The organism is Ruegeria sp. YTSA075 (genome assembly GCF_059610245.1).
The window spans coordinates 36,549-47,315 of sequence record NZ_JBXWNG010000008.1; the positions used below are offsets into that span (position 1 = coordinate 36,549).

Sequence of the window (10,767 nt, forward strand, 5' to 3'; positions counted from 1 at the left end):
CCAGCCGATGGGATTAGGTTTGTGGGAACAATATGAGTGTCTGCAGTGCCGTCCCAACAGGACCTTCGGTATCAAACAGTACGGATTGCGACATACCAACACCCGACGGCTGCCAGTGTGACAGCGCCTCGGACGCCAACCAATCCGACGCTGGTTCACGGTGGATGTTCACGGTCAGGTCCGTATTCATGAAGCCCATTTCAGATGTCGGCGCATTCCATGAGATGCCATTGCCACAATCCGCCAGCGCGCAAAGCGACTGAATGGGTGATTGCGCTTCGCCTTCAAGCAATTGAGGCGTGCGCATCCAGACGGTTTTCGGACCGGGCCCATGCTGCGTACCCGCAGGGTGTTTCACATCGCTGAAATGCGCGAAACCGAGTTTTTTGTGACGAACCTCACCGATGGGAAACGGGCCATCAACCGCCGTGTCATAACGCGGCCCGATGATATCGACATTGGGCACAGCTCCAAGATCACGCCGCACCAGATGCATGGTCGAAGCAGTTGCACATAGCGTATCATCCAGATCGTGGACCGTGACACGCGTTGTTGCCAATGTCTTGGTATGTCGTGTCGTCTCTGCCGCCACACGCAACCCGGCCAAGGGTAAGGGGCGCAGCAGATCGACCGTCAGCCGGGTCAGCATCTTCTCGGCACCGACCTCGGTTTCAGCTGCGCGCACGATCAGGCCCGCAACTGGCCCGGCATGACAATGATCTGCTGACCAAGGGCCACGGGCCGGATCGTTTCCGACAAAGGCGCCATCTTCGACCTGATGAAAATAGGCCAAACCTTCGAAATCCAGCGCTGCGGCCATCTGGGATCAGACCTTTTCCTGCGTGTGCTTTTTCAATTCTGCACGTGCGACTTGACGACGGTGAACCGCATCGGGCCCATCGGCCAGCCGCAGGGTCCGAACATGGGTCCAGGCGGTGGCGAGAGGTGTATCCTGACTGACCCCCTGACCGCCAAACATCTGTACCGCCTCATCGATCACCTTGAGTGCCACACGCGGCGCAACAACCTTGATCTGGCTGATCCAAGGGGCCGCCGCCCGCGCATCGCCCTGGTCCATGTACCACGCCGCTTTCAGACACAGCAGGCGGGCCATCTCGATCTCCATCCGGCATTCAGCGATGATGTCGTAGTTGGCCCCCAGCTGCGCCAGTTTCTTGCCAAACGCCTCGCGCTGCATGGAGCGTTTGCACATCTGTTCCAGCGCATTTTCGGCCTGACCTACGGCACGCATGCAATGGTGAATACGTCCCGGCCCCAACCGTCCCTGCGCGATCTCAAATCCCCGGCCTTCGCCCAAAAGAATATTCTCTGCAGGCACACGCACATTGGTAAACCGAATATGCATATGGCCATGCGGTGCGTCATCGTGACCATACACTTGCATGGGCCTCAGAATTTCGATCCCCTCTGCATCTGCTGGCACTACGATCATCGACTGGCGCTGATGCTTTGGCTGATCCTCTCCGGCCGTCTTTACCATCACGATATACACTTTGCAGCGCGGATCGCCAGCGCCCGATGACCACCATTTCTCGCCATTCAGAACATAGTCATCACCGTCCCGCACGCAGGACATCGCCACATTGGTCGCATCGGACGAGGCGACATCCGGTTCGGTCATCAAATAGGCCGAACGGATCTGACCATCGAGCAGTGGTTTCAGCCATTGCTCTTTCATCTTCTCGGTCCCGTAGCGTTCGAACACCTCCATGTTGCCGGTATCCGGCGCGGAACAGTTGAACACCTCAGCGCCCAGCGGCGTTTTTCCCATCTCTTCGGCGAAATAGGCATATTCCACAGTCGTCAGCCCGAACCCCTTGTCGCTGTCTGTCAGCCAGAAATTCCACAACCCAGCCGCCTTGGCCTTGGCCTTCAACCCTTCAAGAATTTCGGCTTGGCGTTCGGTATATTGCCAGCGGTCGCCTTTGTTGATCTCGGCCTGGTATTCCTCTTCCAGCGGCATGATCTCATCGCGGACCATATCGGCAACACGTTGCAAAAGGGCGCGGTTCTCTTCGCGCAGACCAAAAGACATATTCATGAGAATCCCTCCTGCCCCGTGAAATCCGGGCTGTACCTCGCGCCCCGAGGATGGCTTAACTGTCGGGACTCTGTCCAGTTGGGTGACGGAACGTCACCAGTCATTTTCAAACGAAGGGACCACGATGGCGCTGTTGATAGATACCGGGCTCACGAACTGGATCAGTGATGCCGAGATCGCCAATGAGATTCGATCCGCACTACCAGGTGCCGATATTCGCACGCCAGACACAATCGGCAACGCTGATGAAATCACGATGGTTGCTGTTGTCGGCCTGAAAGACGACCACTTGCGCCAGTTGCCGAACCTGAAACTGGTGCAAAAGCTTGGGGCCGGTGTGGAAACTATCGTTGGCAATCCAAACCTGCCCAGCCACATGCGGGTCGCGCGTCTGAAACCCGATGCACCAGCACAGGGCATCGCCGAGTGGTTTCTTGCCTACATCCTGCGCGCCCAGCGCCATATGCCGTTTCACGAGGCCGCACAGGCCCGTGCCGAATGGCTGCCGAAAGAGCCAATCTTTACACCTCATACGACTGTCGGCGTTCTGGGGCTGGGCCATATCGGGGATCGTACCGCGCGGATGCTGCGCGCTGTCGGGTTTCAGGTCTTGGGTTGGAGCCGCTCACCCAAACAGATCGAAGATGTCACCTGCCTGCACGGTGATAATGCCCTGCCCCAGTTGCTGGGTCGGTGCGATCACGTCTGCGCCATCTTACCCTCGACCCCACAAACTGTGGGTCTGTTCGATGCGCAAATGCTGGCCGCGATGAAGCCCGGTAGTCAGTTGCTGAACGCAGGCCGAGGCGATCTGATTGACGAAGTCGCGCTGATCACCGCACTGGATCGGGGCACGCCAGGCCATGCGGTTCTGGACGTTACGTGCCAAGAGCCTTTACCAGCCGACAGCCCGCTTTGGCACCACCCGCGTGTCACGATCACACCACATGTATCGGGCTGGCACTTGGGCGACGCACTATCGGATGTGGCCGAAAATTTCCAAAGACTTAGCTCAGGCGCGCCTTTGTTGAATGAGGTCGACCGCGCGCGCGGCTACTAGCGTATTCAGGGGGCCATCACCCAATTCCCTCCGGCATCCTTGCACTGGCGTGTTCTAACACCGCGAGAGGCTTCCTCGCCTTGCGGCTGAATATCGTGTTCCAAGCGAACACAATTGCCTTCGATCGCAATGATGCGGATCGTTCCCTGTGATCCGGTTTTGCCATTTGCCCACCCCATCTCTTTGCCGACACTGGGAGTGCCATCAGTAAGCAAGGCGCGCGAAGTTTTGCTCGCCACCTCGAAATCCGATGGCGACAGCCCCATTTCGGCAATGATTCGGGAGAGCGGCTTAGCCGATGCGGTCGTGACAAACCCCATCGCACTGACAATTGCCAAAACAAATATGATCCGGGCTTTCATGTATGCCTCGCTGAACTGAGATAAACTACAGCACAAGGATATACCCACGCTAAATCGGGGCCAACCCCCGCTTGGCCGGACCTTCAAATTATCCCGAACAAACCTATCGTCAGCCCGGCGCTAGAGGCTACTCCACGTTCCCCTCATAGTACCAAAAAGACAGCCCGAGGCATTCCATGACCCAACCGACCTATTTTGCGCCCACTGGCGGGCACCCCGGCCAGGATCAGTTGCTGACCGATCGCGCCATGTTCACCGATGCCTATGCGGTGATCCCCAAGGGAACGATGCGCGACATTGTCACCAGCTATCTGCCCTTCTGGGAAGATACACGCCTGTGGGTTCTTTCGCGCCCGCTCAGCGGATTTGCCGAGACATTCTCGCAATATATCATGGAGGTTCAGCCCGGTGGCGGCAGCGACCAGCCGGAAACCGATACTCGGGCTCAGGCGGTTCTGTTTGTCGTCGAAGGCACCGTACAGCTCACCCTGAATAGTGAGCAATATAGCTTAGAAACAGGGGGATATGCCTATATCCCACCGGGTGCGAATTGGACCCTGCACAATCAATCAGATGCTGTGACGCGGTTCCATTGGGTGCGCAAAGCCTATGAGGCTGTACCCGGATTGCCCGCCCCCGATCCCATCATCACGCGCGAGCGCGACGTAGCGCCGGTTGAGATGCCCGGAACCCAAGGTCGCTGGTCCACAACCCGCTTTGCCGACCCGCAAGACCTGCGTCATGACATGCATGTCAACATCGTCAATTTCGAACCCGGCGGCGTGATCCCTTTTGCCGAAACCCATGTAATGGAGCACGGACTTTACGTTCTGGAGGGCAAAGCGGTCTATCGCCTCAATCAGGATTGGGTCGAGGTCGAGGCGGGGGACTACATGTGGCTGCGCGCCTTTTGCCCTCAGGCCTGCTATGCGGGTGGACCGGGGCGTTTCCGGTATCTGCTGTACAAGGATGTGAACCGGCACATGCCACTCTCATTGTCGCGCTAGACCCGGATTCATCGTATTTTATCTTGGCAGGGGTTCACACGGACCTCGGAATTTGCTGAAATCCCAGTATATTCCGTTTTTCGAGTATTGGAGACTGGCCCATGAAACTGCGCACCCCTCTGATGGCCCTGGCCGCAATCGCACTGGTGGCCGCCTCGGTTTCCACACCAGTTGAAGCAAAAGATGAAACCAAATCGGTCTTTGTAATGAGCCGCACCTGGGCCGTGACCAAAGTGTCTGATGAGCCAGTCATCTACCGCGCCACACGCGACAACAACAACCTCAACCCCTTTGGTCCGCCACCGCGCCTGCGTACCCTGCAGGCCATCACAGCGATCCAACAGGCAACCGGCTGCAAACCGATCGTGACCAGCATGTATCAAAACATCTCTGGGCAGTTCTTCTCGCAGGTCAGCTGCGGCTGAAATTGGTACAATACTTTCATTGAGATCGCCTGATCTGGCTGCCATAGCTTGCGCATGAAACTCGCGATCAATGGATTCGGCCGCATCGGCCGCACGATCCTGCGGCAGGTTTTGGCCCGGCCGCAAGGATCAGATATTGAACTGGTGCTGATCAACGATATCGCACCGCTCGACACCTGCGCCTATCTGTTCAAATACGACAGCACCTTTGGCCCTTATGCCGGGGATGTGTCGACTAGCGACGCTGCCCTCGTAGTTGATGGTTGCTCAGTGCCGATGACGCACAGTTCTGATCTGGCAAACATCGATCTGTCGGGTGTGGACGTTCTGCTGGATTGCACCGGGATTGCGCGCACATCCGATGTGGCCCGCCGGGGTCTGGCGGCCGGGGCGCGCAAGGTTCTGATCTCGGGCCCCTCGCCTGCGGCCGAGCTAACGGTGGTTCTGGGCGCAAACGAGGATAAACTGGGCGACGCCAGTATTGTGTCAAACGCATCCTGCACCACAAATGGCCTTGCGCCTCTGGTGCGTCTGCTGGATCAGATCGGCGGCATCGTCTCAGGTCATATGACCACCATTCATTGCTATACCAACAGCCAACCGATGGTCGACGCGCCACGCGGCGATCTTGCGCGGTCGCGGTCGGGGGCACTGTCGATGGTGCCGACCACCTCCAGCGCCACCCATCTGATCGATGTTGTCCTGCCGCATCTGGCCGGGCGCATCTCGGGCGCGGCCGTGCGGGTTCCGACCGCCAGCGTCTCAGCCGTGGATCTTGTTGTGACTCTCGAACACGGGATGAATGCGCAAGCTTTCGATGCGGCCTTCCGCAATGCGGTAGAGGCCTCGGCCGTGCTGGGCTGGACTGATCTGCCGCTGGTCTCTTCCGACCTCAGAACCCGCCCTGAATCGCTGGTCATCGCAGGCCCCGAGACCCGGATGGTGAGCGAGACCCAAGTGCGCGTTTTCGGTTGGTATGACAATGAATGGGGCTTCTCGGCCCGTATGCTGGACGTCGCCCAATTGATGGCAGCGGCCTGATCCAGACCACCCGCAGCGGGCGGCTTGGCCGCACGCTGCCTGGCCCAACGGGTCATGGTGCATCTTTGATGCGTCCTGACCCGGCGGGAGCCTACCGGGATCAGCCTGCGACCACCTTATAAGGTGTTTCGAACCAATGCTCTTCAAGATTCGCGCCCTCACCGATACGATCGACCACAGCAAACAAACCGGGGGCATGTAGCGGGGTCAGCACGCCGTGCCATGTGCCCCGATGGTAGTTCACCGCCTGCCCCGGCCGTGTCAGGAAAGCCTGCGGAGTGCCGGGCTTGCCGTCCTCATCGGGTGCGACGATCACCAGAAAGGGCTGGTGGGTCATCGGGATGAAGGCCTGGCTGCCATCAGGGTGACGCTCAACCATATCCAGCGCGTAGGGCAGCGCGCGCGGATTGGCGTTGAACAAGCTGATCCCGGCGCGCCCGTCGGTGAACTCCAGCAGCGCCCGGTCATGATACCGTCCGCATTGCCCCTGATTGATGATCTTGTCAGGGTCGCCAGACAGCTCAATCACGTCCCCAAACGGCGCGAAAGCTGCGGCGGTTAGCGGCGTGACGACGATCTGGCGGTTCATGAGGGCAATATGTCCCGCAGCCGGAACTCGGCGATACGCTCAACCTGACGGCAGGCTTCAGAAAGCTCCGCATCTCGATCCTGCTCGATGCGCCGCTGAAACGCCGTAAGGATCGAGGCCTTGTCATGATCCCGCACCGCAATGATGAAGGGAAAACCGAATTTTTCGGTGTACCGCGTGTTCAGATCTGTGAAGGCCGCACGCTCCTCATCTGTCAGCGCATCCAACCCGGCTGAGGCTTGCTCGGATGTGCTTTCAACAGTCAGCCGCTTGGCCTGCGCCAGTTTGCCCGCAAGATCGGGGTGCGAAGTCAAAACACCCAGCCGTTCAGCCTCAGATGCAGAGCGGAACATGCGCGCCAGCGCATTGTGCAAACCGCCTGCAGTGTCATGCGCCGGCCCAAGCTCCAGATCATAGGCCCGTTCCGCGATCCAGGCCGAGTGTTCAAAGATACCTCCAAAGGCGTCAACAAACGCCGAGCGGTCCATCTGCGATGGCTTTGGATTGGTAACGGGCGGATGAGTCTCGGCCCAATGTTCGGCAATCTGCAACCGTGTGGCAAACCACACATCCGAGAAGCTGCGCGCATAGTCCAGGAATCGTTTCAGTGCCATGACCCGACCTGGCCGCCCGATCAGACGGCAATGCAGGCCAATCGACAGCATCTTGGGGGCACCGGCCTCACCTTCTGCATGGAGTGCATCGAAACTGTCCTTCAGATAAGCATAGAACTGATCACCCGAATTGAACCCCTGCGGTGTTGCAAACCGCATGTCGTTGCAGTCCAGCGTGTAGGGCACGATCAACTGATCCCGACCACCGATCTGCACCCAGTACGGCAAATCGTCATCATAGGTGTCCGCGACATAGGCGAACCCACCTTCTTCGCCCACCAGACGCATGGTGTTCTCGGAACATCGACCAGTGTACCAACCGCGAGGGCGTTCGCCTACAACTTCGGTATGCAGGTGGATTGCCTCGGCAATCTGGGCGCGTTCCTGCGCCTCAGGCATGTCCTTGTGTTCGACCCACTTCAGACCGTGACTGGCAATCTCCCAACCGGCATCCCTCATGGCCGCCACCTGATCCGGAGACCGTGCCAAAGCGGTCGCCACGCCATAGACCGTGATCGGCAGGTCCTGCATCAGGCGATGCAGCCGCCAGAACCCGGCCCGCGCGCCATATTCGTAAATCGATTCCATGTTCCAATGGCGCTGGCCGGGCCATTGGGCGGCCCCGACGATCTCGGACAAAAACGCCTCGGACGCTGCATCCCCATGCAATACACAGTTCTCACCACCTTCTTCGTAGTTCAAAACGATCTGCACAGCCAGCTTTGCCCCTCCCGGCCATTTGGCATCCGGCGGAGTGGCACCGTATCCGATCATATTCCGTGGGTAACGCGGTGGCTGCATGGGGATTTCCGAGCTCTGAACTGTTTCGACAGGCATATCCTAGAAATCCAGCGATGATTATCAAATCAAACCGAACGCTGTTTCGGCTTCTTTCGGCATTTCCCCTGTTTCGATGTTTGCGCCACACTGTCACAAAGCGAAGTTACGCACCTGAAGGAGGCTAACGTGGCAGGCTATCTGACAACCCATGTACTGGACACCGCCCGGGGTTGCCCCGCCGCTGGTTTGAAAATCGCACTCTACCGGGTCTCCGGCAACTCGCATCGTAAGTTGGTCGAGATGGAGACCAATTCGGATGGACGTACTGACAGCCCGATCCTACCCCCGGAAAAATTCAAGACCGGCACATACGAGCTAATCTTCTTTACTGGGGATTACCTACGTTCAACCGGCCAAGATGGGGATGATCCCTTGTTCCTGGATCAGATCCCAATCCGTTTTGGCATGTCAGATGCCGAGGCGCATTATCACGTGCCGCTGCTTTTGTCGCCTTACGGCTATTCCACCTATCGCGGCAGCTGATCCCTTAGGTTTCAGTGCCGCGCAGGAAGGCACTGATACGCTCGATCATGAAATCCATGAACAAACGGGCCTTTGGGTCCTGATGACGCCGATGTGTGTAAAGGCACGCCATCTGGACCGGAACAGGTGGCGTCTGCTGCGCGACTGGCACCAGGCGACCTGCCGCCAAATGCTCTGCCACCTCAAAAACGGGCTTCATCGCAATGCCTTGGCCTGACACCGCCCAGTCGGTCAGCACATCCCCGTCATCACATTCAAATCGGCCGGACACGGCAAACCGTTTCGGGCCATCGGAGGTTTGCAACATCCACTGAAATTCGGTCGCACCGGGAAAGCGAAGATTCAGGCATTCGTATTGGCCTTTGATCAGGTCTTCACCAGATTGCGGCATGCCCCGCCTCGCGACATAGCCGGGTGCGGCGCATAATACCCTTTGGCAATCCGCGATCTTGCGAATGCGCAAGGTGCTATCTTCCGGCTGGCCGATAAAAAAGGCCAAATCCAGCCCTTCGGTCGTCAGATCAACGGACCGATCCGTCAGGCGCAATCGAACATCAATTTCGGGATAGTCCGCAAGAAAATCAGGCACATGCGGCGCCAGCAACCGCCGCCCTACCCCCAACGGAGCCGCCACGAACAGCGACCCGCGCGGTGCTTCGGTCAAATGCGTCACCTGCGCCTCGGCCTCATCGACCGCATCTAGTACCGCCACCGCACCAGGGTAGAACGCTTTGCCCTGCTCGGTTGGAGACAGGTTGCGCGTTGTACGCTGAAACAGCCGCACGCCCAGATGATCCTCAAGCTGCGAGATTCGCGCCGACGTCACCGCAGGTGAAATGCGCAAATCGCGCCCAGCGGCGGACATACTGCCCAAATCATAGACACGGACGAAGGTACGGATATTGTCGAGATAGGACATCTTATCGTTTTTTTTGATACAGTTTGACAATATACGGGAATACCGAAGAAAAGCCCGTTTGCCTAGTGTGACGGCAACCAATCGGAGACCTCTGAAATGTACGACTTCGCCGTGTTCTGGGACTGGATGGCCTTTGCCGTGCGCTGGCTGCACGTGATCACGGCCATGGCCTGGATCGGATCGTCCTTTTACTTCATCGCACTGGATCTGGGCCTGAACCGGAATATTCCCGGCCCGGCGGATGGCGAGGAATGGCAGGTTCATGGCGGCGGGTTTTATCACATCCAGAAATATCTGGTTGCGCCCGAACGGATGCCTGACCATCTGACCTGGTTCAAATGGGAGAGCTACTCGACCTGGCTGAGCGGCGCGGCGTTGTTGATGATCGTCTACTGGGTCGGCGGAGAGCTATACCTGATCGACGCGGAAAAGGCTGATCTGGCGTTGTGGCAGGGCATTCTGATCTCGGCCGCATCGTTGACCATCGGGTGGCTCGTCTATGATTTCCTGTGCAAATCCGGTCTGGGTGAACGCCCAACCCTGTTGATGGTGCTACTGTTCGTCCTGCTGGTGGCCATGGGCTGGGGGTACAATCAGATTTTCACCGGGCGGGCGATGATGCTGCATCTGGGGGCCTTCACTGCCACAATCATGACGGCCAACGTGTTTTTCATCATCATGCCGAACCAGCGCATCGTTGTGGATGATCTGAAGAACGGGCGCACACCGGATCCGAAATATGGCAAGATTGCCAAGCTGCGGTCGACCCACAACAACTATCTGACGCTGCCGGTTCTATTTCTGATGCTGTCGAACCACTATCCGCTGGCGTTTGCGACCGAATACAATTGGATCATTGCGGCGTTGGTGTTCCTGATGGGCGTCACGATCCGGCACTACTTTAACACCCGCCATGCGCGTGCTGGTAACCCGACATGGACTTGGCTTGCCACAGCCCTGCTGTTCATCGCCATCATGTGGCTGTCGACAGCGCCAATGTACAAGCCCCTGGAAGAGGCCGAAGCCCAGCCACTGACACCATATGAACAGCGCTTTGCCGCAGCAGACGGCTTTGCCGAAGCGCATGATATCGTTCTGGGACGCTGTTCCATGTGCCACGCCCGTGAACCGGTTTGGGAGGGCATCCTCTGGGCCCCCAAAGGTGTGCTGCTTGAGACCGAGGCCGACATTGCCCGGAATGCGAAACAGATCTACCTGCAGGCCGGTGTCAGCCACGCCATGCCCCCGGCCAACATCACCTATATGCAACCCGAAGATCGCGACGCGCTCATTCGCTGGGTCCGCAACGCCGGGCTTTGACGCCCGCGCTGGTTCGCGTTGACGAATGTTCCCCCTTTTCCCGGA

At 58.3% G+C, this 10,767-nt stretch carries 12 protein-coding genes; 6 read left to right on the forward strand and 6 right to left on the reverse strand.

Features of this window, described 5'->3' with window-relative positions:
• Positions 1-13 precede the first annotated feature (13 nt).
• Both AC2FGE_RS14695 and AC2FGE_RS14700 read right to left on the reverse strand, forming a co-directional pair.
• The gene (locus AC2FGE_RS14695) at positions 14-820 is read right to left on the reverse strand and encodes a thioesterase family protein (protein WP_496819959.1); all 807 of its coding nucleotides are present in this window, start codon (positions 818-820) and stop codon (positions 14-16) included.
• Positions 821-826: 6 nt separating this feature from the next.
• A complete protein-coding gene (locus AC2FGE_RS14700; protein ID WP_496819961.1) occupies positions 827-2,062 on the reverse strand; it encodes an acyl-CoA dehydrogenase family protein in 1,236 nt (411 codons plus the stop codon).
• A gap of 124 nt (positions 2,063-2,186) precedes the next feature.
• Here AC2FGE_RS14700 and AC2FGE_RS14705 point away from each other — a divergent pair, with 124 nt between their 5' ends.
• A complete protein-coding gene (locus AC2FGE_RS14705; protein ID WP_496819963.1) occupies positions 2,187-3,122 on the forward strand; it encodes a 2-hydroxyacid dehydrogenase in 936 nt (311 codons plus the stop codon).
• 5 nt (positions 3,123-3,127) lie between these two features.
• On the opposite strand, the gene AC2FGE_RS14710 is transcribed toward AC2FGE_RS14705, so the two are convergent.
• Entirely contained in the window at positions 3,128-3,484 is a 357-nt protein-coding gene (locus tag AC2FGE_RS14710; RefSeq protein ID WP_496819964.1) for a hypothetical protein, read from the reverse strand.
• A 176-nt stretch (positions 3,485-3,660) separates the two neighbouring features.
• On the opposite strand from AC2FGE_RS14710, the gene AC2FGE_RS14715 reads away from it, so the two are divergent.
• The 3 genes from AC2FGE_RS14715 (at position 3,661) to AC2FGE_RS14725 (ending at position 5,957) form a co-directional block, all read left to right on the forward strand.
• Positions 3,661-4,491 (forward strand): bifunctional allantoicase/(S)-ureidoglycine aminohydrolase, encoded by an 831-nt coding sequence (locus AC2FGE_RS14715; RefSeq protein WP_496819965.1) that lies wholly within the window; start codon positions 3,661-3,663, stop codon positions 4,489-4,491.
• Between the two features lie 101 nt (positions 4,492-4,592).
• Complete coding sequence (locus AC2FGE_RS14720; protein WP_496819966.1) at positions 4,593-4,916, forward strand: hypothetical protein; 324 nt, start codon at positions 4,593-4,595, stop codon at positions 4,914-4,916.
• Positions 4,917-4,970: 54 nt separating this feature from the next.
• Positions 4,971-5,957, forward strand: coding sequence for a type I glyceraldehyde-3-phosphate dehydrogenase (locus AC2FGE_RS14725; RefSeq protein WP_496819967.1), 987 nt, complete (start codon positions 4,971-4,973; stop codon positions 5,955-5,957).
• 100 nt (positions 5,958-6,057) lie between these two features.
• On the opposite strand, the gene AC2FGE_RS14730 is transcribed toward AC2FGE_RS14725, so the two are convergent.
• Both AC2FGE_RS14730 and puuE read right to left on the reverse strand, forming a co-directional pair.
• The gene (locus tag AC2FGE_RS14730; protein WP_496819968.1) at positions 6,058-6,546 is read right to left on the reverse strand and encodes an ureidoglycolate lyase; all 489 of its coding nucleotides are present in this window, start codon (positions 6,544-6,546) and stop codon (positions 6,058-6,060) included.
• The gene (gene puuE / locus AC2FGE_RS14735; protein WP_496820080.1) at positions 6,543-7,961 is read right to left on the reverse strand and encodes an allantoinase PuuE; all 1,419 of its coding nucleotides are present in this window, start codon (positions 7,959-7,961) and stop codon (positions 6,543-6,545) included. The genes AC2FGE_RS14730 and puuE overlap by 4 nt, the downstream gene beginning before the upstream one ends.
• Before the next feature lie 165 nt (positions 7,962-8,126).
• On the opposite strand from puuE, the gene uraH reads away from it, so the two are divergent.
• Entirely contained in the window at positions 8,127-8,483 is a 357-nt protein-coding gene (gene uraH / locus AC2FGE_RS14740) for a hydroxyisourate hydrolase (protein WP_496819969.1), read from the forward strand.
• A gap of 4 nt (positions 8,484-8,487) precedes the next feature.
• On the opposite strand, the gene AC2FGE_RS14745 is transcribed toward uraH, so the two are convergent.
• Positions 8,488-9,402 carry a LysR family transcriptional regulator gene (locus AC2FGE_RS14745; RefSeq protein WP_496819970.1) on the reverse strand — a complete coding sequence of 305 codons (915 nt, stop codon included), beginning with the start codon at positions 9,400-9,402 and terminating at the stop codon, positions 8,488-8,490.
• A gap of 96 nt (positions 9,403-9,498) precedes the next feature.
• Between AC2FGE_RS14745 and AC2FGE_RS14750 the strand changes: the two genes are divergently transcribed.
• Complete coding sequence (locus tag AC2FGE_RS14750) at positions 9,499-10,722, forward strand: urate hydroxylase PuuD (RefSeq protein WP_496819971.1); 1,224 nt, start codon at positions 9,499-9,501, stop codon at positions 10,720-10,722.
• Positions 10,723-10,767: the final 45 nt, after the last annotated feature.